The sequence below is a fragment of the Rhodovulum iodosum genome, from assembly GCF_041020385.1.
GTDB classification, from domain to species: Bacteria; Pseudomonadota; Alphaproteobacteria; order Rhodobacterales; family Rhodobacteraceae; genus Rhodovulum; species Rhodovulum iodosum.
In genome coordinates this window covers 1,501,007-1,523,585 of record NZ_JBEHHI010000001.1, presented here as the reverse complement: position 1 = coordinate 1,523,585, position 22,579 = coordinate 1,501,007, and the positions used below count along the sequence as shown (strand labels likewise).

Annotated in this window: 22 protein-coding genes and 1 pseudogene; 10 read left to right on the top strand and 13 right to left on the bottom strand. The window is 68.3% G+C overall.

Annotation, left to right across the window (positions count from 1 at the left end):
- Window positions 1-9: 9 nt before the first annotated feature.
- Genes Ga0609869_RS07495 through Ga0609869_RS07480 form a run of 4 tightly spaced genes read right to left on the bottom strand, consistent with a single transcriptional unit; the run spans window position 10 to window position 4,672 of the window.
- Window positions 10-567 (bottom strand): PNPOx family protein, encoded by a 558-nt coding sequence (locus tag Ga0609869_RS07495; protein WP_125408483.1) that lies wholly within the window; start codon window positions 565-567, stop codon window positions 10-12.
- Window positions 560-1,615, bottom strand: coding sequence for a lipocalin-like domain-containing protein (locus tag Ga0609869_RS07490; RefSeq protein WP_125408482.1), 1,056 nt, complete (start codon window positions 1,613-1,615; stop codon window positions 560-562). Before Ga0609869_RS07490 ends, Ga0609869_RS07495 begins: the two co-directional genes overlap by 8 nt.
- Window positions 1,605-4,016, bottom strand: a complete 2,412-nt coding sequence (locus tag Ga0609869_RS07485) for an FtsX-like permease family protein (protein ID WP_125408481.1) — start codon at window positions 4,014-4,016, stop codon at window positions 1,605-1,607. Before Ga0609869_RS07485 ends, Ga0609869_RS07490 begins: the two co-directional genes overlap by 11 nt.
- Window positions 4,016-4,672 (bottom strand): ABC transporter ATP-binding protein, encoded by a 657-nt coding sequence (locus Ga0609869_RS07480; protein ID WP_125408480.1) that lies wholly within the window; start codon window positions 4,670-4,672, stop codon window positions 4,016-4,018. The genes Ga0609869_RS07485 and Ga0609869_RS07480 overlap by 1 nt, the downstream gene beginning before the upstream one ends.
- A gap of 271 nt (window positions 4,673-4,943) precedes the next feature.
- Between Ga0609869_RS07480 and Ga0609869_RS07475 the strand changes: the two genes are divergently transcribed.
- The 3 genes from Ga0609869_RS07475 (at window position 4,944) to rpsO (ending at window position 6,603) form a co-directional block, all read left to right on the top strand.
- Window positions 4,944-5,879 (top strand): calcium-binding protein, encoded by a 936-nt coding sequence (locus tag Ga0609869_RS07475; RefSeq protein WP_170168878.1) that lies wholly within the window; start codon window positions 4,944-4,946, stop codon window positions 5,877-5,879.
- Window positions 5,880-5,916: 37 nt separating this feature from the next.
- On the top strand, window positions 5,917-6,204 hold the full coding sequence (locus tag Ga0609869_RS07470; protein WP_125408478.1) for a DUF5665 domain-containing protein: 288 nt from the start codon (window positions 5,917-5,919) through the stop codon (window positions 6,202-6,204).
- A 129-nt stretch (window positions 6,205-6,333) separates the two neighbouring features.
- Complete coding sequence (rpsO, locus tag Ga0609869_RS07465) at window positions 6,334-6,603, top strand: 30S ribosomal protein S15 (protein WP_125408477.1); 270 nt, start codon at window positions 6,334-6,336, stop codon at window positions 6,601-6,603.
- 188 nt (window positions 6,604-6,791) lie between these two features.
- On the opposite strand, the gene Ga0609869_RS07460 is transcribed toward rpsO, so the two are convergent.
- Complete coding sequence (locus tag Ga0609869_RS07460) at window positions 6,792-7,691, bottom strand: haloalkane dehalogenase (RefSeq protein WP_125408476.1); 900 nt, start codon at window positions 7,689-7,691, stop codon at window positions 6,792-6,794.
- 195 nt (window positions 7,692-7,886) lie between these two features.
- Here Ga0609869_RS07460 and Ga0609869_RS07455 point away from each other — a divergent pair, with 195 nt between their 5' ends.
- The gene (locus Ga0609869_RS07455) at window positions 7,887-8,861 is read left to right on the top strand and encodes an NAD(P)H-binding protein (protein WP_125408475.1); all 975 of its coding nucleotides are present in this window, start codon (window positions 7,887-7,889) and stop codon (window positions 8,859-8,861) included.
- A gap of 180 nt (window positions 8,862-9,041) precedes the next feature.
- Window positions 9,042-11,186, top strand: a complete 2,145-nt coding sequence (gene pnp, locus Ga0609869_RS07450) for a polyribonucleotide nucleotidyltransferase (protein ID WP_125408474.1) — start codon at window positions 9,042-9,044, stop codon at window positions 11,184-11,186.
- A gap of 56 nt (window positions 11,187-11,242) precedes the next feature.
- Here pnp and Ga0609869_RS07445 read toward each other — a convergent pair whose 3' ends face one another.
- Complete coding sequence (locus tag Ga0609869_RS07445; RefSeq protein WP_170168877.1) at window positions 11,243-12,094, bottom strand: lipoprotein N-acyltransferase Lnb domain-containing protein; 852 nt, start codon at window positions 12,092-12,094, stop codon at window positions 11,243-11,245.
- Between the two features lie 269 nt (window positions 12,095-12,363).
- A pseudogene (locus Ga0609869_RS07440) lies at window positions 12,364-12,808 on the bottom strand (redoxin domain-containing protein).
- 125 nt (window positions 12,809-12,933) lie between these two features.
- Between Ga0609869_RS07440 and Ga0609869_RS07435 the strand changes: the two are divergent.
- The gene (locus Ga0609869_RS07435; protein WP_125408472.1) at window positions 12,934-14,376 is read left to right on the top strand and encodes an aldehyde dehydrogenase family protein; all 1,443 of its coding nucleotides are present in this window, start codon (window positions 12,934-12,936) and stop codon (window positions 14,374-14,376) included.
- Between the two features lie 6 nt (window positions 14,377-14,382).
- Here Ga0609869_RS07435 and Ga0609869_RS07430 read toward each other — a convergent pair whose 3' ends face one another.
- The 5 genes from Ga0609869_RS07430 to Ga0609869_RS07410 form a co-directional block, all read right to left on the bottom strand.
- The gene (locus Ga0609869_RS07430) at window positions 14,383-15,414 is read right to left on the bottom strand and encodes a Hint domain-containing protein (RefSeq protein ID WP_170168876.1); all 1,032 of its coding nucleotides are present in this window, start codon (window positions 15,412-15,414) and stop codon (window positions 14,383-14,385) included.
- Between the two features lie 55 nt (window positions 15,415-15,469).
- Window positions 15,470-16,117: a pseudouridine synthase gene (locus tag Ga0609869_RS07425; RefSeq protein WP_125408470.1), complete on the bottom strand. Its 648-nt coding sequence runs from the start codon at window positions 16,115-16,117 to the stop codon at window positions 15,470-15,472.
- Between the two features lie 39 nt (window positions 16,118-16,156).
- A complete protein-coding gene (locus Ga0609869_RS07420) occupies window positions 16,157-16,768 on the bottom strand; it encodes a LysE family translocator (protein WP_125408469.1) in 612 nt (203 codons plus the stop codon).
- Complete coding sequence (locus Ga0609869_RS07415) at window positions 16,765-17,217, bottom strand: free L-methionine (R)-S-oxide reductase MsrC (RefSeq protein WP_125408468.1); 453 nt, start codon at window positions 17,215-17,217, stop codon at window positions 16,765-16,767. Before Ga0609869_RS07415 ends, Ga0609869_RS07420 begins: the two co-directional genes overlap by 4 nt.
- Window positions 17,218-17,317: 100 nt before the next feature.
- Entirely contained in the window at window positions 17,318-18,490 is a 1,173-nt protein-coding gene (locus tag Ga0609869_RS07410) for an acetyl-CoA C-acyltransferase (RefSeq protein WP_125408467.1), read from the bottom strand.
- 87 nt (window positions 18,491-18,577) lie between these two features.
- Between Ga0609869_RS07410 and Ga0609869_RS07405 the strand changes: the two genes are divergently transcribed.
- From Ga0609869_RS07405 to Ga0609869_RS07395, 3 genes are all read left to right on the top strand, one after another.
- A complete protein-coding gene (locus Ga0609869_RS07405; RefSeq protein WP_125408738.1) occupies window positions 18,578-18,916 on the top strand; it encodes an STAS domain-containing protein in 339 nt (112 codons plus the stop codon).
- On the top strand, window positions 18,913-19,377 hold the full coding sequence (locus Ga0609869_RS07400) for an ATP-binding protein (protein ID WP_125408466.1): 465 nt from the start codon (window positions 18,913-18,915) through the stop codon (window positions 19,375-19,377). Before Ga0609869_RS07405 ends, Ga0609869_RS07400 begins: the two co-directional genes overlap by 4 nt.
- Before the next feature lie 241 nt (window positions 19,378-19,618).
- The gene (locus tag Ga0609869_RS07395; protein WP_125408465.1) at window positions 19,619-21,199 is read left to right on the top strand and encodes a gamma-glutamyltransferase family protein; all 1,581 of its coding nucleotides are present in this window, start codon (window positions 19,619-19,621) and stop codon (window positions 21,197-21,199) included.
- Between the two features lie 9 nt (window positions 21,200-21,208).
- On the opposite strand, the gene hspQ is transcribed toward Ga0609869_RS07395, so the two are convergent.
- Window positions 21,209-21,535 (bottom strand): heat shock protein HspQ, encoded by a 327-nt coding sequence (hspQ, locus tag Ga0609869_RS07390; protein WP_125408464.1) that lies wholly within the window; start codon window positions 21,533-21,535, stop codon window positions 21,209-21,211.
- Between the two features lie 84 nt (window positions 21,536-21,619).
- Here hspQ and Ga0609869_RS07385 point away from each other — a divergent pair, with 84 nt between their 5' ends.
- A complete protein-coding gene (locus Ga0609869_RS07385; RefSeq protein ID WP_125408463.1) occupies window positions 21,620-22,501 on the top strand; it encodes an AEC family transporter in 882 nt (293 codons plus the stop codon).
- Window positions 22,502-22,579: the final 78 nt, after the last annotated feature.

Genomic DNA, 22,579 nt, shown 5'->3' with positions numbered 1-22,579 from the left:
CCGGCTGGCTCAGGGCGCGCTCCACTTGCCGACCCAGCCGTCGACGGCGCGGAACAACGCCCGGCGGTGGCGCGGCATGCCAAGCTGCAGGGTGTCGATCTCGACCACCGTGCCGCGCAGCACGCAATAGGCGGCCTGATCGGGCACCGGCTTGTGCTCGGCGGGGTGGCCGATGGGCATCCCCGGCGCGGGCTTGCCGCCATAAAGAAGCCGCGCGGGATCGGGCATCGCGCGCCAGTACCCGCGCACCTTGTCGCCCTCGAGGATCTCGAACCGCGTGCGCAGGCGAATCTGCAACTTGGCGCGCGGTTCCCAGATCAGGAGCGTGCCTTGCGGGTTGGCGCGCAACTCGTCCACCTTGGCGGAGCGCAGGTCGGAATTCAGCTCGACGCGGTCGATCGACCGGCGCGCATAGCGCAGCACCATCGTGCGCACTTCGGCGCCCTCGGGGCCCATGGTGGCCAGCACCGGATGGCGCGCCGGCGCACGCTTTTCGGCAACGCCGCGGGCGAGTCGCAGCCAGACCTGGTCCAGCGTGCCCTCAAGCGTCGAGAACGGGTCACTCATATCCCGTCATCTCCAGGTACCCTTCGCCCCGGTGACTTCCGGTGATGCGGACCGGACCTTCCCAGTAGGCAAAGCGCGTCTCCATCCAGCTTTGCGCGTTCAGCGCGTCGATTTCCACGTCCAGCCCCTTTGCCGGCAGCTCCAGCCGCCAGCGCACGGGCAGATCGCGCCCCGCCACCCGGGCCCGGCCGAGAGGCGTCATCGTCAAGACCCCGTCCTCGAACGGCTCGGCCCGGCCATCGGCCCCGATCCAAGTGCCGGAAGTATAGGCCCCATCGGTGCTGCGCAACTGAAAGCCCATCAGTTTTTCACCCGATTCGAAATGAAGCGAGACCCAGTCCCACCCCTTCTGTTCCGCATCGAGCGGCTGACTGGACCATTCGCGGTCGAGCCAGGCCCGACCCGTCACCGCAATCGGCCCCTCGGGCAGGTCGAGCGTGCCGGCCACGCGGTAGAACGGTTGCGAGTAATAATAGCTTGCCTGACCGGATTCGGACTTGGTCGAATAGCCGCTCTGGCCATGGGCAACAAGCGGCCCCTCGGCCGTGAGATCGAGGTCGTAGGCAAAGTCCGTGCCCTGCGCCGTCAGGCTGAGCGCTGAGAGTTCGTCCCGGCCCTCGGCTGCACGGCCCTGCATCCGCCAGCCGTCGATCCAGGCGCCGAAGGGCACGGCGGTGACGCCCGCCTGCCCGATGCCGCCGCGCGCCAGGCGTTCGGCCACGAAATGCCGCTCGGGCGTGGTCAGCCCGGCATGGCCCATCCAGATCTGCGGGTCCGCCCAGCCCTCGCGGGTCTCGGGCGCGAGGGCCGAGCGGAACAGCGTCCACTGCACGCCGTAGCTGCGCCCGTCTTCACCTTTCAGGTTCGCCGTCAGGTACCACCATTCGATTCGGTAAGAGGGATGCGCGCCGTGATCGGCGGGGAACTCCAGCGCGACACCCGGCCGCGGGGTGGCAAAGCCCTCGGCACCCTGCCCGAGCCCGGCAAAGCCCTGGGCGATCGCCGCGAACGGCCAAACCATCAGGACCAGAATCAGCCTAACGTTCATCGGCAAACACCTTGAGCAGCCGCAAGGGCGGCATCCGCGCCAGCCGCAGCGCCGGCCAGGCCGCCGCCAGCCCCGCGGCCGCCAGCGCCAGCGCCCCGAGCCATAGCCAATCGGCCGGGAAGACATGCATCGGCAGCCGCCAGCCGAACGCCGCCACGTTGACCACCGACAGCAGCGCCCAGGCCAGCACCAGCCCCACCGGCAGCGCCAGCACCATGGTCAGCGCCGCCAGCAGCAGCGCGCGCACCAGCTCCAGCCGCGCCAGCCGGCCCCGTGTCAGCCCCAGCGCCCAGACCGGCGCCAGTTGCGGCAGGCGCATCGTGGCCAGCGTCAGCAGGCTGGTGAACATCGCGAATCCCGCCACCCCCATGGTCAGCACGTTCAGCGCCGCGGTCACCGCGAAGGTCCGCTCGAACACCTGCAGCGAGAAGCGTTTGACCGAAGCCTGGTCGATCATGTTGTCGGCGGGCAGGCCGAACTCATCGACCAGCGCCCTGCGCAGGTCAGGCACCTTTTCCGGATCGATTCGTATCGCATAGCGCAGCCGCTCGACCTCGGGGTAAAGCGCCGTCAGGTCCTCGACCCCGATGATCACCTGACCGCGCGGGTTGCCATAGTCGGAATAGACGCCCACCAGCGCGCGCTCGGCCCCGCCGGGCAAGGTCAGGCTGTCGCCCAGCCGCAGCCCCTCGCGCCGCCACAACTGTTCGTTGACGATCGCCCCCTCGCCCCGGGCCAGGCTTTGCCACAGATCCGGGGTGCCGGTCAGGATCGGCCAGTTCTCGGAATAGGTCGGGTGATCGGCCACGCCGTAGACCTCGGCCGTCCGGCCCCTGACCGGCCCCTCGATCTTCCAGATCGGCAACAGCGCGTCGCTGCGCGGCTCAAGCCAGTCGTGCAGGCGCCCCGCCTCGGCCTCGTTGCGGGCGGTGACATAAAACTCCGATGACAGCCGCTGGTCCAGCCAGCCGGTAAAGGTCAGCCGAAAGCTCGCCACCATGGTGCCGACACCGACATTCGCCGCGAGCGCCAGCAAAAGCGCCATCAGCGCCAGCGAAAGGCCCGGCAGTTGCTGGCGCGTATCGGCCCAGAACCACTGCGCCAGCGCGCCCCGGCTGGCCCGTTCCGCAGCGCCCAGGATCAGGGCCAGCACGCCGGGCAGCGCCAGGGCCGCCGACAAGAGCAGCGCGCCCAGCAGAACGAAACCGCCCGCGACCCCCTGCCCGAACAGCCCCGCCAGAACCGCGACCACGGCCAGCCCGCCCGCCAGCGCCCCCTGCCGCGCCAGCGCTCGCGCCGAGGCCCGCGCCCAGGCCCGCGGCTGGGCCGGCGCCAGGAGCGGCAGGTGCCACAGCCGCCAGAGGCTTTGCGCCGCGGCCACGCCCGCGCCGAGCATCGCGATGCCAAGCCCGCCGAGCCACCACTCGGGCCTCAGCGACAGGCTGCCCGGCAGCGCCGCGCCGTAAAGCCCGCGCAGCGTCGCCGCCACATCCGGCAAGAGCGCCGCGGCAATGCCATAGCCCAGCCCGATCCCCACCAACCCGGCGGCCAGGGCCAGGATCAGCACCTCGGCGGCGAGGATGGCCACCAGCGCCCCGAGCGGCAGGCCCAGCGCCCGCAGGGTGCGAAACATCGGGCGGCGCTGCTCGAACGCCAGCCCGATGGCGGAATGCACGATGAAGAGCCCAACCGCGAACGAGAGAAACCCGAAGGCGGTCAGGTTGAGGTGAAAGCTGCCCGTAAGGTTGGCCACGTCCGCCTCGGCCTGCGGCGCGCGCAGCGATAGCCCCGGCGCGACCTCGCCCAGCGGCGTTCGCCCCACCGGCTGAGCGGGCGCGACCAGCAGGCGCGAAACCTCGCCCTCGGCGCGCAAAAGCCCCTGTGCGATGCCGATATCGACCAGCACCATCCCCGGCACCATGTCCGGCGCAGCCGTCAGCGGCGGCAGGCCATCGGCGCCGTCCAGCGCGGCCACCGTCTGCGGCGCGGCGAATCCCTGCCCCGGCTGGCTGAGAAAAGCCGCCATGTCGCCCCCGGCCGCCACCGGCTGCGGCGCGGCGCCGGCCGGCAGGCTCAACGGCTCGATCCCGAGGATTCGCACCGACCGCCCGGCGCGGCTCCACCGCCCCTCCAGCACCGGCGAGATGTCCCAGCCCGCGCGGCGCAGCGCCACGTAGACCTCTTGCGAAAACCGCTGGCCGTCGGTGGGCACGAGCTGTTCCAGCCGGTCCTGCGCCAGCACGCCGGCGGCGCGGTCATAGCTCGCCCGCGCCTCGGCATTGATCGCCTGCACGCCCGACCACAGCGCCGTGGCCAGTGCCAGCCCCAACAGCAGGCTGCCCAGTTGCATCGGGTGCCGCCGCCAGTGCGACAGGAGCGCAGAGAGGGCCGTGCGGTACATCACGCCAGCCTCCCGCCCTTGAGCAACAGCCGGCGGTCCAGCCGCGCGGCCAGCCGCGGCGAATGGGTGACCAGCAAAAGGCCGACCCCGGCCTCGGCAACGAGACCCAGCATCAGGTCGAGCACCGCGTCGCCGGTCTCTTCGTCCAGGTTGCCCGTGGGCTCGTCGGCGAGGATCAGCCGCGGGCGTGCTGCCAGCGTCCGCCCGATGGCCACGCGCTGCTGCTGGCCGCCCGACAATTGCTCGGGGTAGCGGTCCATCAGGTCGGCAAGCCCCAGCCGGCGGGCGAGATCGGCCACCCAGGGCGCGTCCTGCCGTCCGGCCAGCCGGGCCTGGAACGCGAGGTTGGCGGCGACGTCGAGCGAGGGGATCAGGTTGAACTGCTGAAACACCAGCCCCACGGCATCGCGGCGCAGCGCCGCGCGGGCCCGGTCGTCGGCGGCGGCAATGTCCTGCCCCTCGACCTCGATCCGGCCTGAATCGGGCAGGTCGAGCCCGGCGCAGAGATGCAGAACCGTGCTCTTGCCCGATCCCGACTCGCCGGTCAGCGCCACGGTCTCTCCGGCGGCAACCGCCATCGAAACGCCGCGCAGCACGCTGACCCGGCCCGCGCCGCTGTCATAGGCTTTCTCGACATCGTGTAACTGCAACAGCATCGCATCCACTTTCCCGACCCTGCCGGCTACTTAGCGTGGCCCCTGCCTTGAAACACCCGTTTGCACCAGCCCCGGCTGCGGCAACCTGCCCTCGGCACAGGGTTTCACGAAACTGTGACCGCGCACACCCTCGCTTAACCAATGCGGCGATTTTCCCGGCCGCGCGGCGACGCGACAGGGTAGGCTGCGCGCGGGGGCGTCGCGCGCCGGCACGAGCGCGCATGCGGGGATTGAGCGGATGTTTGCGATAGCCGGGCTTCTTGGGGCCATCATGCTGGGCGCATCGGTCGGGCTGGACAGCCTTTCCGACAGCGAGACCGACGACGCGGACGAGACCGGCCGCGCCCCCCGCCCCGGCGGGGCCGACCTGCTGGATGACGCGGCAGAGGATGCGGCAGCGGATAACGCGGCGGCCGGCGCGGTGCTGTTCGGCACGCCCGCCGACGACATCCTCGACGGCGGCGCCGGCGACGACATCCTGCTGGGCGCGGCGGGCGACGATATGCTCGACGGGGCCGGCGGGGCCGACCGGATCGAGGGCGACCGCGGCGCGGACAGGCTGGCCGGCGGCGCGGGCGATGACGCCCTGGCCGGACAGGCCGACGACGACACGATGAAGGGCGGCGCCGGCAACGACCTGATGATCGGCGGGCCGGGCGACGATATGATGGACGGCGAAGCGGGCGACGACGCGATGATGGGCGGCTACGGAGACGACATCCTCGAAGGCGGCGCCGGGGCGGACGTGCTGAACGGCAATGACGGGGCCGACCGGCTGTCGGGTCTCGACACGCCCCGCGCGCCGGGCCCGGCCGGGGATGACGGCGCGCCGGATTTCCTCAACGGCGGGCGGGGCGAGGACGTGCTGATCGGCGGCGCCGGCGACACCCTGACGGGCGGCGGGGCGTCCGACGCTTTCGTCATGGGCGACTGGATCGCGGGCGCGGACGCGCCCGCCGAGATCGAGGATTTCGACGCCGAAGAGGACCGGCTGATCGTCGTCTACGACGACACCGCCCATCCCGACCCGGAAATCGGCGTCGAGACCGGGCCCGGCGACAGCGCCACGCTCACCCTCGACGGGGCGGCGCTGGCCGATATCCGGACCGCCGCAGGGCTGAGCGCGGCGTCTGTGGTGCTGGTGCCCGCCTCGCAAATCGCCGCGCTGGGCTGGCACGGGCTTGGCGTCGGCGCCCCGCCGGGCTAGGCTGCGTCGCAATGAAAAACGGACACGGGCGATCCCGGTGAACGAGGCCGAGCAGACGCAACAGGCACTGACCCGCGAAACCGCCGCGCTGCGCCAAGAGGTAGAGCGGTTCAACGCGCATCGTTTCGTGCGGGTCCAGAATTCGCTCTGGCGCAGCGTCGGGTTTCAGTTCCTGCGCGGTCTCGCGTTCGGCCTTGGCACGGTGGTCGGCGCCTCGATCCTGGTCTCTGCCATCGCCTTTTCGCTGTCGCAGATCGACTTCATCCCGATCATCGGCGACTGGGCCGGCGAGATCGCCCGGCAGATCGAGGCCGAGGCCGAGTAACCGCCCCCTTTCCAAGCGCCTGCGAATCCCGTATACGCCCGCATCCGCCCGAAATGGGCGGTGCCGCATGGGCCCTGCTGGACGACATCCCGGCTTGTGCCGTCTTGACCCCAATTAGAGGAGATCCCGATGTCGATCACTGCCGAAGAAAAGACCCGCCTGGTCAAGGAATACGCCACCAAGGACGGCGACACCGGTTCGCCCGAGGTGCAGGTCGCAATCCTGACCAGCCGCATCTCGACGCTGACCGAGCATTTCAAGACCCACAAGAAAGACAACCACTCGCGCCGTGGCCTGCTGAAGCTGGTCGCCCAGCGCCGCAAGCTCTTGGACTACCTCAAGGGCAAGGAAGAGGCCCGCTACAAGGACCTGATCCAGCGACTGGGCATTCGCCGCTAAGCGGCGCCAGAGACCAAAGTGCAGGACGCCCGCTCGCAGGAGCGGGCGTTTTCGTTTGAGGCCTTCAGATTCGGGCATTTCACGCCCGACATGCCATCACCCTTGCGCCCGGTGCCGGGTACGCCGCCGTGGCCGGTGCGCGCCCTGGCGAACCAAAAAGAGCGGCAATGCCGAAGCCGCCGGGGCGCTCACGACATATCGCCGAAATACCTTAGTGCCGCGCGCGCGACCGGGTCGCCCCACTCCTGCACGAAATGGCCGGCCTCTTTCAGGACCATCGGTTCCGGGCAGTTCTTTATGGTTTCGCGCAGGCGTCTCATCACCGGAACGCCCAGCACCGGATCTTTTGCACCGATGGCCATGAAGCTTTCCCCGTCCCATTCCGTTTGCCAGAAGTGCCGCGCGCGCTTCGCGGTTTCGATACCGTCCATCCCGGGACCAACCATGACCATTTGCGGAAACCGGCGAACGCCCGCCTTGTATCGCCGATCCGGGAACGGGGCTTCGTAGGCTTGCGCCTCGGACGCGCTCAGATGTGGGCATGCCCGCTTCATCAATGCTGCGCAATCCATGTCGGGGCGGCTTGCCACGTAGTCTTTCCAGCCCTCAAACCCCTCGCCCAGGCTCTCGCCGACTGGGATAGCCGTATTCATGACGATCAATCTCGAAAACCGGTGGCGGAGATCCATCGGCAGGGTCAGTCCCAAAATGCCGCCCCAGTCCTGTACCACCAAGGTGATGTCTTTCAGGTCCAGCTTCTCGATCAGGGCCATCATCATGCCGCGATGAAAATGAAAGCCGTAGACCGCGTCATCCACAGGCTTGTCAGACCGTCCAAACCCCAACCAGTCCGGCACGACCACCCGCGCGCCGGACTCCGCGAAAACGGGTATCATGCGCCGATACAAGTAGGCCCATGTCGGCTCACCCGGAAGGCACAGAAACGTTCGTGGCGCGTCATCCGGGCCTTCATCAACGTAATGCACCCTAAGGCCCTCGTAGCCGTCGAGGTCATCGATGTAATTGGGGTCGAACGAATAGCCGGGCAAGTTGTCAAAACGCTCGTCCGGAGTTCTCAATACGTCCATGAGCAGGCCCTACCGCGGCTGGTTTTCGTGCCATGATGTCCGGTGAGGCCCCGTCTGGCAATCTGCCGTTGCCGGGCATCCGGTCCGTCCCGCAATCGCGCGATGGCGCCGGGCGGCTGGCACGGGCCGCACGCGGCGGCGCACCCGCGGCAAAGGTTCCATTGTCTCGCCATGCCGGTTCGCTAGGGTGGCGGCATGACGAGCGACGACAAGACCCACGCGAAACGCGTGCTGCTGCTGGGCGGTACGGGCAGCATCGGCCGGGCCACCGCGCAGGCGCTGCACGCGGCGGGCCACGAGGTGACGGCCCTCGTTCGGCCCGGATCTGCAACCGGCGGGCTCGCGGGCTGCGCCGTGACACGGGGCGACGTGACCGACGCCGCAACGCAGGCGGCGGCGCTGGCCGGCGGGGTCGACGCGGTGGTGTCGTGCCTGGCCTCGCGCAGCGGCGCGCCGAAAGATGCCTGGGCCGTCGACTACCAGGCCCATTCCGACCTTCTGCAGGCCGCGAAAGCCGCCGGCGTGGGGCAGTTCGTGCTGCTCTCGGCGATCTGCGTGCAAAAGCCGTTGCTGGCCTTCCAGCAGGCCAAGCTGGCCTTCGAGGAAGAGCTGACGGCCTCGGGGCTGACATGGTCGATCGTCCGGCCCACGGCGTTTTTCAAATCGCTCTCCGGGCAGGTCGAGCGCGTGAAGGCCGGCAAGCCCTTTCTCGTCTTCGGCGACGGGCGGCTGACCGCCTGCAAGCCGATCAGCGATGCCGACCTGGGCCGCTACATAGCGCTTTGCCTGACCGAGCCGGATTTGCAGAACCGCATCCTGCCCATCGGCGGGCCGGGCCCCGCGTTGACGCCGCTCGACCAGGGGCGGATGCTGTTCGACCTCGCCGGGCAGGAGCCGAAGTTCAAACACGTCCCGCTAAAGCTGCTCGATACCATCGTTGCGGGGCTGGGCCTGGCGGGGCGGATCGTGCCAAAGGCCGCCGAAAAGGCGGAACTGGCCAGGATCGGCCGCTACTATGCCAGCGAGTCGATGCTGCTGCTGGACCCGGCAACGGGCCGCTACGAGGCCGACGCCACACCGGAATTCGGCACCGACACGCTGCGCGCCCATTACGCCGCGATGCTGCGCGGCGATGTGGCCGACGACCGGGGCGCCCACGCGGTGTTCTAGCCCCGGCGCGGGGACAACCCCCTTTCCAAAAAGCGGCATCTCCTGTAAGGCCCCTGCATCTGAGACGGCGCGCCACGGCCCCGGCGCTCGAGAGGAAGATAGGAGGGGTCGGCGGCAATGGGGCCGCCAGTCAAACAGGGACCCGGGATACGCCTGGGAGTGCCCTTACAGGATAGACGAATGTTCAAAGAGACCAAAAAGACCATGCAGTGGGGCGAGGAGACGCTCACGCTGGAAACGGGCAAGGTTGCCCGCCAGGCCGACGGCAGCGTCATCGCCACGCTGGGCGAAACCTCTGTCATGGCGAACGTGACCTTCGCCAAGGAGCCCAAGCCGGGGCAGGATTTCTTCCCGCTCACGGTCCATTACCAGGAAAAATATTACGCCGCGGGCAAGGTGCCCGGCGGCTTCTTCAAGCGCGAGGCGCGGCCGACCGAGAAAGAGACGCTGACCGCGCGCCTGATCGACCGTCCGATCCGCCCGCTGTTCGTGCCCGGCTTCAAGCATGAAGTTCTGGTGATGTGCACGGTGCTGTCGCACGACCTCGTCAACGACCCCGACGTCGTGGCGATGATCGCGGCCTCTGCCGCGCTGACGATTTCCGGCGTGCCCTTCATGGGCCCGATCGCGGGCTGCCGCGTCGGCTTTGTGGATGGCGAATACATCCTCAACCCCGATGTCGAGGACATGCAGGGCCTGCGCAACAACCCCGAGCAGCGGCTCGACCTCATCGTGGCCGGCACGAGCGACGCGGTGATGATGGTCGAATCCGAGGCCTACGAGCTGACCGAGGCCGAGATGCTGGGCGCAGTGACCTTCGCGCATGACCAGATCAAGCAGGTCTGCGGCCTGATCGTCTCGCTTGCAGAAGAAGCGGCGAAAGAGCCCTTCGACTTCACCCCGCCGGATTATTCCGAGCTTTTCGAGGCGGTGAAGGCCGCGGGCGAAGAGAAGATGCGCGCCGCCTACGCGATCACCGACAAGCAAGAGCGCGTGACCGCCGTTGCCGACGCCAAAGAGGCGATCAAGGCGGCGCTGACCGAGGAGCAGCTCGAAGACGCGAACCTCGGCTCTGCCATCAAGAAGCTGGAATCGGTCGTGCTGCGCGGCGACGTGGTCAAGAACGGCCACAGGATCGACGGCCGCGCACTGGACCAGGTGCGCCCGATCGTCTGCGAAACCGGCCTTCTGCCCCGCACCCACGGCTCGTCGCTGTTCACCCGCGGTGAAACCCAGGCGCTGGTCGTCACCACTCTGGGCACCGGCGACGATGAGCAGATCATCGACGCCCTGCACGGCAATTTCCGGTCGAACTTCCTGCTGCACTACAACTTCCCGCCCTACTCGGTCGGCGAGGTTGGCCGCGTGATGGGTCCGGGCCGCCGCGAGATCGGCCACGGCAAGCTGGCGTGGCGCGCGCTGCAGGCGGTGCTGCCGGCCCCGACCGATTTCCCCTACACCATCCGCGTGGTGTCCGAGATCACCGAATCGAACGGCTCGTCCTCGATGGCCTCGGTTTGCGGCGGGTCGCTGTCCATGATGGATGCCGGCGTGCCGCTCAAGGCGCCGGTCGCCGGCGTGGCGATGGGGCTGGTGCTGGAAGAGGACGGCGCGTTTGCCGTGCTGACCGACATCCTGGGCGACGAGGACCACCTCGGCGACATGGACTTCAAGGTCGCGGGCACCGAAAACGGCATCACCTCGCTGCAGATGGACATCAAGGTCGCGGGCATCACGCCGCAGATCATGGAGCAGGCGCTGGCCCAGGCGAAAGCGGGCCGGATGCACATCCTTGGCGAGATGTCCAAGGCGCTGACCGAGGCGGGCGAGTTCTCGGTCCACGCGCCGCGTATCGAGACCATGCAGATCCCCACCGACAAGATCCGCGAAGTGATCGGTTCGGGCGGCAAGGTGATCCGCGAGATCGTCGAGGTCTCGGGCGCCAAGGTCGACATCAACGACGACGGCGTCATCAAGATCGCCTCGCCCAACGGCGAAGCCATCCAGAAGGCCTATGACATGATCTACTCGATCGTGGCAGAGCCCGAGGAAGGCAAGATCTACAAGGGCACCGTGGTCAAGATCGTCGATTTCGGCGCCTTCGTGAACTTCTTCGGCAAGCGCGACGGCCTGGTTCATGTCAGCCAGATCCTGCCCAGGCGCCTCAACCACCCCTCGGACGAACTGAAAGAGGGCCAGGAGGTCTGGGTCAAGCTTCTGGGCTTTGACGACCGCGGCAAGGTGCGGCTCAGCATGAAGATGGTCGACCAGGAGACCGGCGAGGAAATCGTCGAAAAGAAAGAGGAGGAGGAGGCCGGGGAATAACCCCGCGTTTCCGACCAGGGGAAGGGCCCCGGCAGCGATGCCGGGGCCCTTTCAGTTCAGCCCGGCACGGCGCGCCCGTCCATCAGCGCCCTGAGCCGCGCCGAAAACGCCGCCGGGTCGGTCTGGCCATAGGCGCGCGGGATCAGCGGCGAGATATGCGCCCGGCGCTCTGTCGTGGCGAAACCCTCGCCCAGCCCGATATAGCCCAGCCGATGGAGGTAGCTGTCGGCATAGCCCGTCAGAATCCATGAATAATGCAGCGGCACCGCCCCGGCCTGCAGGCCGTTGACCACGCGGGCCAGCAGGTTCGAGCAATTGGCGAACAGCGTGTTGTACCAGCGCGGCTGCGTCTGCAAAGCCTCGGTCCTGTCGATCATCGCGCCCAGGATCGCGCGCTGATGCGCCAGCGGGATATCCAGCCGATAAAGAAACAACTGGTCGCCGGTCACGAATTCGCTGTTGGCGTACATGTCGCGCTCGGTCGTCCAGACGACGATATATTCGTAGATCGGCAAGAGCGCGGCCTTCACCGCGCTATAGCTCTCGCCCACCTCGCGCCGCGCCTCGATCGAGGCGACGAAAACCGCGCCATCTTCGAACTCGAAGGCGAACATGGTGTGGGCGATGGCCGGGCTGGGGCCGAAGGGTTCGACCACGAACCATGCTTGCCGCAGCGCGCCAGGGTCGAGCGCGCGCTCGATCCAGGGGGTCGCGGTCGGGGTGCCGTCGGGGGCATAGGACCAGTTGCGGATGTTGCGCAAGACCGGCGCGTCCGCGCCGCGCGCCACCTGCGGCTGACGGGCGTAATCGGCACGCCAGTCGCGGTCGTTTCTGGGCTGCGACAACAGCCAGACGCCGGCAATCGCCACGGCCAGCCCGACGAAGAAAACCCTGATGGCACGCCACATGGGGCAATCCATACCACGCGACCGCCCCGCAGGCGCGCAGGAATTAGCCCTCTCAAGGCGTTGCAGGGCCGTTCTGCCTTCGATTTATCGCACCTGGCCCGGACTCGAGCGGAGGGCGCCGGGCCAGCGCCGGCCCCGCTTTCGTTGCGCCTTTGCCCGGCTTTCGGACAGAACTCCAAGCCCTCCGACAAAACAAAGGCGTGCCGCCAAAGCGACGCGCCCTGCTCACCGCGCCCCGCCGGGCTGCGGTTATGGGTGCGAAACCCCGATCAGGCCGCCGTCGCCTTGACCTTGCGCAGGTAGGGGAAGATTTCCTCGACCTCGCCGAATTTCTCCTTCGCCTCGTCGGTGGTCAGCGCGAGCCCCAAGATCAGGTCGTCGCCCGGGCGCCAGTCGGCGGGGGTGGCCACCGGCTTGCCGGTAGTGTTCTGGATCGCGTCCAGCGCGCGAATGATCTCGTCGAAGTTGCGGCCCACGGTCATCGGATAGATCAGCATCAGCTGGATCTTCTTGTCGGGGCCGATGATGAAGGTGGTGCGCACCGTCGGCCAGCTTGGCGGCGGCCGCGAACTCGGTGGTGCAGACCGGGGTGAAATCCTTGGGATGCGAGAACAGGACGGCATAGCTGTCGCCGATCCAGTCGTGAAAGTCGATCTTGCCTTCGGTGGTGTCGGCGGTGAAGTTGGGGGCGGTGTCATTGATGCGCAATGCCATGGACTCGGTCTTTCCTGTCGGTGGGAATTATGCAGCTTAGATACGTTCTAAATTGCACCCATGCAGCCCCTGAAGGCCGCAAAACGCTCGCATAGGACGGTGTGTCGCAACCCAGGGAGGTCCCCATGATCGAGAAACGTGACTTCTACATTGACGGGGGCTGGGTCGCCCCGCGAGAGGGCCGCGACTGCGCGGTGATCGACCCCTCGACCGAAGAGCCCTTTGCCACCGTTTCGCTGGGTGGCCCGGCCGATACCGATGCCGCCGTGGGCGCCGCCAAAAAAGCCTTCGAAAGCTGGGCGTTTTCCGACAAGGCCGCGCGCCTGACCCTGCTCAAGCGCATCCTCGAGATCTACAATGCCCGCGGCGAAGAGTTGGCCCAGGCGATGAGCCGCGAGATGGGCGCGCCGATCGAATTCGCGCGCGCGGCACAGGTCGGCGCAGGCGCCTATCACATCCACAACTTCATCAAGGCGCTCGAGGCGTTCGAGTTCGAGCGCCCGCTAGACGCAGACTCGCCCACCGACCGCATCCTGATGGCACCCGCGGGCGTAATCGGCATGATCACGCCGTGGAACTGGCCGATGAACCAGATCACGCTCAAGGTGATCCCGGCGATTGCCACCGGCTGCACCATGGTGCTGAAACCTTCGGAAATCGCATCGCTCTCGGCCATCGTCTTTGCCGAGATCCTGGACGAGGCCGGCGTACCCAAGGGCGTGTTCAACCTCGTCAACGGCGACGGGGCCGGGGTGGGCACCGATCTGTCGGGCCATGCCGGGGTCGACATGATCTCGTTTACCGGGTCCGCCCGCGCCGGGACCGCGATCTCGAAAAATGCCGCCGACACGCTCAAGCGCGTACATCTCGAACTGGGCGGCAAGGGCGCCAACCTGATCTTCGCCGATGCCGACGAAAAGGCGGTCAAGCGTGGCGTTCTGCACTGCTTCAACAATACCGGCCAGTCGTGCAACGCACCGACGCGGATGCTGGTCGAGCGGTCGGTCTACGACGACGCGGTCGAGACGGCAAAAGCGCTGGCCGAGGGCATGGCCGTCGGGCCGGCCTCTCAGTCCGGGCGCCAGATCGGCCCGCTGGCCAGCGCCGCGCAATTCGACAAGGTTCAGGACCTGATCCAGAAAGGCATCGACGAGGGCGCGCGGCTTGTCGCCGGCGGCACCGGGCGGCCCGACGGGCTGAACCGCGGATATTTCGCCCGCCCCACCGTCTTTGCCGACGTCACCAACGACATGACCATCGCGCGCGAGGAAATCTTTGGCCCGGTGCTTTCGATGATCCCGTTCCGGTCCGAGGACGAGGCGCTGGAGATCGCCAATGATACCGACTACGGGCTGACCAACTATGTGCAGACCGCAGACGGCGCCCGGCGCAACCGCCTGGCGCGGCGGCTGCGTTCGGGCATGGTCGAGATGAACGGCCAGTCGCGCGGCGCGGGCAGCCCCTTTGGCGGGGTCAAAAGGTCCGGCAACGGGCGCGAGGGCGGCAAATGGGGCCTGGAGGAGTTTTGCGAGGTCAAGGCCGTCAGCGGCTGGGACCCCGCGGCCTGAGGCCCGTCACGCCGCCGGCAGAACGGCCGGCGGCCCCCCGTGCCCCACGCGCGCCTGTTCGGCCCGCAACAGCCGCGCCTCCCCGGCCCTGAGCATGGGCCGCGCGGCGAGCAGTCGCCCCGGCCCCGCGGCCGCGGCCAGTTCGGGGAAGAACGACGCGATTTCGGCGACCTCCTCGGCCCCCAGCGCGCGCTGGGCGACATCGCCCAGAAACAGGCTTTCGCACCCCGCACCCTCGGCGTCGAGTATTGCGTGCATCGGTAACAGCAGGTGGCAATAGGTGATCTCGCGCCGCGGCGCCAGCCAGACCGAGCGCCCGTCGATCAGCGCCTTGGCCGGCGCCAGCACCTCGGGCACGCCGAACGCCAGCGCGACCCGTGGCGTGGCCATCAGCACCCGGTGCTGCTGCGACAGCACCAGCGGCCGGGTATTGTCCAGCGTTCCGGGCGCAAAGACCACCGGCGCGGCCGCGCCAAGGCCGGGCATGGTCTTGCGCCCCGCCCACAACACCGGCACCGCGCCGTCGTCGCGTGTCGACACGCGCTGGCCCGGCTGCAACCGCTCGACCGGCACGGCCCCCTGCGGCGTGGCGATCAGCGTACCGCTGGCAAAGCAGACATGACGAAAATCGCCCGGCCGCCGGTCGGTGGTATAAAAACCCGGCCGCGCGCCGGGCTCGAAATGGTTCCGGTACCAGGCGTGCAGGTCGAACCCGGGCGACCAGACCACCTGCACCACGTCGCCATGCTGGTCGTTCCCCTCGAACACCACCGCGCCCTGACCCGCCGCCAGATCGTCGCTGCGAAGGATCACGGCATCCTCAAGCACCCTGGGACCGCCGGGCCCGGCAAAGCTCAGGCGGCAGGTCTCGCCCACCGCGAAAAGGCGCGGATCGGTATCTCGCCCGTTCGGGGCGATCACAAGATCGGCGCAGGACCACGGCGGATGATCGATGCTGCTGATGCCCGGCCTGTCGTTGACGTTGCCGCCGGTCGCGGTGGCGAACTCGGTGTCGGGCGGGGTGAACGTCTTTGCCATGGCGGCCTCCTTGCAGAGGCACCCTGGGCCGAAACGGGTTGTCGCCCGGTTAAGCCTAGAACGGGCAGGCCGCGCGAAAGCGCATGCCGCGCCCGCCATCGGGGTGGCGCAACTGCAGCGCCTCGGCATGCAGCATCAGCCGCGGCGCGGCGCGCGCCGGCCCCTCGGCATAGAACGGATCGCCCAGGATCGGGTGGCCGACCGCCTTCATATGCACCCTGAGCTGGTGGCTGCGCCCGGTCTTGGGATAGAGCCGCACCCGCGTCGCGTCCGCCTCGTGCCGGACCACGCGCCAGTCGGTGATGGCGGGCTTGCCGTTGGCGTGGTCGACCATCTGCCGCGGCCGGTTCGGCCAGTCGACGATGAGCGGCAGATCCACGGTGCCGGTCTTGGGCTCCAGCCGCCCCCACAGGCGCGCGACGTAGGTCTTCCTGACCTGCCGTTTTTCGAATTGCAGGCCGAGGTGGCGCTGGGCCGCGGGCGTCAGCGCGAAGACGATCACGCCCGATGTGTCGCGATCCAGCCGATGCACCAGCAGGGCCTCGGGAAAGGCCGCCTGGACGCGGGCGAGCAGGCAATCTGCCAGATGCGGGCCCTTGCCCGGCACCGACAAAAGCCCCGCGGGCTTTTCGACCACGAGAAGCGCGTGATCCTGGTGGACGACCGCGAGGGGCGTGTCGGGCGGGGCATAGGTATCGCACATGGCACCGGGCGGTAGCCCCTCGGCCGCCGGACTGCAAGCTCACGGCAGCGCCGAAACCCCCAAAAGCCCGCCATAAAGGATGAAACAAAGCGCGAGCCCCTGGCGCAGCCGCACGTTCATCACCGCGCCCAGGGCCATCCGGCCCAGCCAGGCGCCGAGCCCGGTATAGGTCGCATAGGACAGCGTGGTCAGCGCGAGCGCAGTGGGAAAGATCGCGCCCATCTGCCGGGCGATGGGCACGCCCGGTTCGACGAATTGGGAAAAGGCGGCGAGGTATCCGGCGATGCTTTTCGCGTTGATCGTGGCGATCAGGAAGGCGCGCGTGTAGATCGACCCGCCCGAGGCCGGCCGCGGCGCCACGGCGATGGCCGCGTTGCGCCAGCCGCGCAGGCCCAGCCAGATCAGAACCGCCGCTCCGGCGAGCTTGAGCCAGGCGAAAAGCGTCGGGCTGGCCGCGATCAGCGCGGTGATGCCGCCAGCCGACAGCGTGAGAAACAAGACCGCCTGGGTCAGGATGCCCGCCACCCCCCAGAGCGACCGGGCAAAGCCATGCGTCATGCCGTTGGCGATGCAGTTCACAGCGTTCGGCCCGGGCGTGGTGACGAAAAGCGCCCAGAAGAGCGCGAAAACCGCCCAGCCGTGAAAGCTCATCGTGCGAAGGTCGCCGCCAGCAGCCGCGCAAGCCCCTCGGCGTCGGCCTCGTCAAAGGCCGCCGGACGGTCGCTGTCGATGTCGAGCACGCCCAGGAGCACGCCGTCAGCGTTCCAGACCGGCAGCACGATCTCGGACCGGGTGGAGGCCGAACAGGCGATATGGTCGGCAATGGCCTCGACATCGGCCACGAGCTGCACCTCGCCGGTGCGCGCCGCGGCGCCGCAGACGCCCCGACCAAAGGGGATGGCAAGGCAGCCATGCCCGCCCTGGTAGGGCCCGATCTTCAACAGCCCGCCGCCGACGTCGCGGTAAAACCCGGTCCAGTCGAAGCGATCGTCGGCATGGTGCAACTCGCAGGCCATGGTGGCCATCAGCGCGACCGTGTCGGTTTCGCCCTCGGTGAGCGCGGCGAGCGTCTTGGACAGGGCGTCGTAGTCGATCCGCATGGGCGGTGCTCCTTGGCGACGGGGCAAGGGGGGCTGTCTGCCCCCCTCTGGGCCTGACGGCCCATTCACCCCCCGAGGATATTTGCGGCCAGAAGAAGCCTCAGGGGCGTTCGATGGCGATGGCCGTGCCTTCGCCGCCGCCGATGCAGATGGCGGCGACGCCGCGCTTGAGGCCGCGGTGTTCCAGCGCGTTGAGCAGGGTGACGATGATGCGCGCGCCCGAGGCGCCGATCGGGTGGCCCAGCGCGCAGGCGCCGCCGTTGACGTTGACCTTGTCGCGGGGCAGGCCCATCTCGCGCATGAAGGCCATGGGAACGACCGCGAAGGCCTCGTTCACCTCCCACAGGTCGACATCGGCCACCGACCAGCCGATCTTTTGCATGAGCTTCTGCGCCGCCGGCACCGGTGCGGTGGTAAACCAGCCGGGCGCCTGGGCATGGCTGGCATGGCCCAGGATGCGCGCGCGGAGCGGCAGGCCGCGGGCCGCGGCGGCGGCTCGGCCGGCGAGGACCAGCGCGGCCGCACCGTCGGAGATGGAGGAGGAATTGGCCGGGGTGACGGTGCCCTCCTTGCGGAAGGCGGGCTTGAGATGGGGGATCTTGTCGGGCCGGGCGTTACCGGGCTGCTCGTCTTCGGCGACCACGGTCTCGGCCTTGCGCGATGTCACGGTGACCGGTGCGATCTCGCCGGTGAAGGCGCCGGTTTTCTGCGCCTCGATCGCGTTCGAGAGCGAGCGCAGTGCATAATCGTCCTGGGCCTCGCGGGTGAACTGGAACGCCTCGGCGCAGTCTTCGGCGAAGGTGCCCATCAGCCGGCCCTTGTCATAGGCGTCTTCGAGCCCGTCGAGGAACATGTGATCGAGCGCCTGGCCATGGCCGATGCGCGCCCCGCCGCGCATGGCGGGCAAGAGATAGGGGGCGTTGGTCATGCTTTCCATGCCGCCGGCGCAGATGACCTGCGCGCCACCCAGCGCGATCTGGTCATGCGCCATCATCGCCGTCTTCATGCCCGAGCCGCACATCTTGTTGACCGTGGTGGCCGGCACCTCTTCGCCGAGCCCGGCGACAAAGCCCGCCTGGCGCGCCGGGGCCTGGCCCTGGCCGGCCGGCAGGACGCAGCCCATCAGCAACTCGTCCACCGTGTCGACGCCTGCGCCCTGCATCGCGGCGCGAATCGCCGTGCCGCCGAGGCTGGGCGCATCGACCCCCGCGAACACCCCCTGAAAGCCGCCCATCGGCGTGCGCGCCGCGCCGCAGATCACTACCTCGTCCATGCCGACCTCCCCGATCCGTCGGTTGAGCCTTACCCAATGGTAAGGATTGCCGTCTAGCCTTGCCGCGACATGCAGCTGGAGGCAACCATGCAACTCAGGCCGGAGACACGGGGCGGCGCGCTATGGGTCATCGTCGAGGAGCCGCGGATCGACGCGGCGGTGGCGATCCAGTTCAAGGACCGCATGCGCGAGATCGCCGCCGGCGGACCCGACCGCGTGGTGCTGGACCTGTCGCAGGTGGGCTTTCTCGACAGTTCGGGACTGGGCGCCGTGGTCGCCGTTCTGAAACTGATGGGCGAGGGGCGGCGGCTGGAACTGGCCGGGCTGACCCCTACCGTGGAAAAGGTGTTCCGCCTGACGCGGATGGATTCGGTCTTTACCATCCACGAAAGCCCCGAGGCGGCGCTGGGAGAGGCCGGGGCATGACCGCCCGACCGCTCTGCCCGCTGGCCGGCGCCGGGCAGGGCGGGCCGGGGGCGGCGCCGGCCCTGGTTCTGGATTTCGCCGCGCGGCCTTTCGAGGTGCGACGCAGCCTGGCGACAGTGGCGCGTCACCTGACCGAGGCCGGTCTCGGGCCCGAGACCCGCGGCCGGGTTGAGATCGTGCTGGCCGAGGCGCTGAACAATATCGTCGAACATGCCTATCGCGGCCAGCCGGCGGGGCGCGTCACCCTTGCGCTGCGCCGCGAGGGCGGCCTGGCGCGGGTGCGGCTGTGCGACCATGGCGCGCCGATGCCCGACGGCGCCCCGCCTGCGCGGGCCCCGGCCCGCGGCACCCTGCCCGAGGGCGGCTTTGGCTGGACGCTGATCCGCGCGCTTTCGGCCCGCGCGGCCTATCGCCGGATGACCGGCGGCAATTGTCTCGATCTCGAGATCGCGCTTGGGTGATCGGCCGGCACCGTCACGCCATCTGTGACAACGCCCAAAAACCGCCTTATTTCGCCCTCACCGGGGCCGCAGTCGGGCGCCAACTTCGGAATTGTAGCTGCATAAGGCTTCCCTCGGCGCCGCGTCAACAGCCCCCACCCAGTGCGCGGCGTCGAGGTCTCTTCCTCCCTCCATTTACACATTGGCTTCGATTTGCGCGCAGTCTACGGTCTGGCCCGACCGAATGGGAGGACCTGTAGAAATGCGCGATTTCCAGCTTCCGGGCCGCTCGCCCGTCTTCGCCACGAACGGGATGTGCGCCACGTCGCACCCGCTGGCCGCCAAGGTCGCGGTGCAGATGCTCGAGGCCGGTGGCAACGCTGTCGATGCCGCAATGGCCGGCGCCGTTCTCCTGGGGATTTGCGAGCCGCAGATGACCGGGCTGGGCGGCGACTGTTTCGTGCTGATCCGCCCATCCGACAGCGACGAGATCGTTGCGCTGAACGGGTCGGGCCGGGCGCCCGCCGCCCTGTCGGCCGCCGCGATGCGCGACCGGGGCCTCGCCGCGGTGCCGCCGCAGGGACCCGAGGCCGTGACCGTTCCAGGTGCGGTCGACGCCTTTTGCCGGCTGTCGCGCGACTGGGGCCGGGCCGGGCTGAAGGCAAGCCTCGCGCCCGCGATCCATTATGCCGCGGCGGGCGTGCCCGTGGCCCCGCGCACCGCCTTTGACTGGGCGCGCGCGAGCGACGCGTTGCAGGGCGCCGCGCGCGAGCACTACCTGCTGAACGGCGCCCCGCCGCGGCCGGGCCAGGTGTTTCGCGCGCCGCAACAGGCCGAAGTGCTGCGCCGAATCGCGATGGAGGGACGCGCGGCCTTTTACGAGGGCGAGGTGGCCGAGGACATGGTGGCCTCGCTCAACGCCGTCGGGGGGGTGCACACGCTGGACGATTTCGCGGCAACCGCCTGCGAATACACCACGCCGCTGAGCGGCCCCTACCGCGATGTCGAGCTGGTCGAGCATCCGCCCAACGGGCAGGGCGCCACGGCGATCCTGATGGCCAACATCCTGGCGCAATTCGACCTCGCCGCGCTGGACCCGTGGGGCGCGCGCCGCGCCCATCTGGAGGCCGAGGCGGCCAAGCTGGCCTATGACGCGCGCAACCGCTTCATCGCCGACGCCGGGCAGACCCGGCGGCTCGACCACATGCTGGCGCCCGAGACGGCCGAGAAACTGGCCGCACTGATCGACCCGGACCGGCCGATGGCCGACGCCGCCGCGGTGTCGGAGTCGGTGCACAAGGAAACGATTTACATCACCGTGATCGACCGCGACCGGATGGTGGTGTCGCTGATCTACTCGATCTTCCACAGCTTCGGCTCGGGCCTGGCGTCAGAGAAGTTCGGGATCAATTTCCAGAACCGCGGCGCGGGCTTTACCCTGGCCGAGGGCCACCCGAACGAGGCCCACGGCGGCAAACGCCCGATGCACACGATCATCCCGGCGATGATGAAAAGGAATGGCCGCGTGATCATGCCGTTCGGCGTAATGGGCGGCCCCTATCAGCCGGCGGGGCATGCGCGGGTTCTGTCCAATGTCGTCGATTACGGGATGGATCCGCAGGCCGCGCTGGACGCGCCGCGCAGCTTTCCGCTGGAGGGCCAGTTGATGCTCGAACGCGGCTATAGCGACGCGGTGCGTGCAGAGCTTGCCGGCATGGGCCATGACGTGGCCACGCCCGAAAGCGCGCTGGGCGGCGCCCAGGCGATCGTCATCGACGAGGAAAGCGGGGTGCTGCAGGGCGCGTCGGACCCGCGCAAGGACGGCTGCGCGCTGGGCTACTAGCCCGGCGCCTCAGTTCAGCTGGAATTGCAGCGGGTAATGCCCGTCCTCGAAATCGCCGAAGAGATCTTCGAGATCGGGGTGGTCCACCGGTTCGCCGGTTTCGTCGGGCAAGAGGTTTTGCTCGGACACGTAAGCCACATAATAGCTTTGGTCGTTCTCGGCCAGCAGGTGGTAATAGGGCTGGTCCTTGCTCGGCCGGCTATCCTCGGGGATAGCCTGATACCATTCTTCGGAATTCGAAAACATCGCGTCGACATCGAAAACCACGCCGCGAAACGGATGTTTTCTGTGCCGTACAACTTGGCCCAAATGATATTTGGCGTGCGTCTTAAGCATTGGTTTGCAGCCCCTACCCTTCGTTAGTAAACCGGAAAGCGCAAAAAAGTCCATGCGACAGCACGGTTTTCGGGGAAACAGTTTGTGAACATCGTCCTGACAGTGATGGAAATCGTGGCGCCGGTTTTCCTGCTTGCCGCGGTGGGTTTTGCCTGGGTCAGGTTGGGGTTCGAGTACCGGGTGCAGTTCGTCACAAGGCTGGCGATGACGCTCGGGGTGCCATGCCTTGTGTTCACCGCGCTGATGAAGACCGAAATCGACCCCGCGGCGCTGACCACGCTGTCGCTCGCGGCGGTTGTGGCCTATGCGGGCGTGACGGTGCTGTGCCTGCTGGTGGTGCTGATCGGCCGGCTTAACCGGCGCACCTACCTCGCCCCGATCATCTTCGGCAATACCGGAAACATGGGCCTGCCTTTGGCGCTCTTCGCCTTTGGCGAAGAGGGGCTGGGCTATGCCGTGGTCGTGTTCGCGGTGATGGCGATCTACTCGTTCACGATCGGGGTGTGGCTGGTCTCGGGCGGCGGCTCGCCGCTGAAGGTGGTCAAGGAGCCGCTGGTGGGCGCCACGCTGCTGGGCGGGGTGTTCCTTTGGCAGGGCTGGCAGACGCCGGTCTTTCTGACCAACACGCTGGAACTGATCGGGCAGATGGCGATTCCGCTGATGCTGATCACGTTAGGCGTGGCGATCGCGCGGCTGCATCCCAGCCACCTGGCGCTGTCCTTCGTTTTGTCGCTCGTCAAGGTCGTGATCTGCATCGCCACCGCCTGGGGCGTGGGGCTGTGGTTCCAGCTGGACCCGGTGCCCTTCGCGGTGCTGGTCTTGCAGGTCTCGACACCCGTCGCCGTCACCTCGTACCTGCTGGCCGAGAAATACGGCGCCGATGCCGAGGCGGTGGCAGGCCTCGTCGTCGTTTCGACGCTGATATCGGTGGTGTCGCTGCCGCTCGCTCTCGCATTTCTGATCTGAGGGGCCGGCTTTGGCGTTTCGCCGGGGGCGGTTTTCGACTATTCTCAAATCAATAAAAAACCAAGAGGCAGAGGGGCA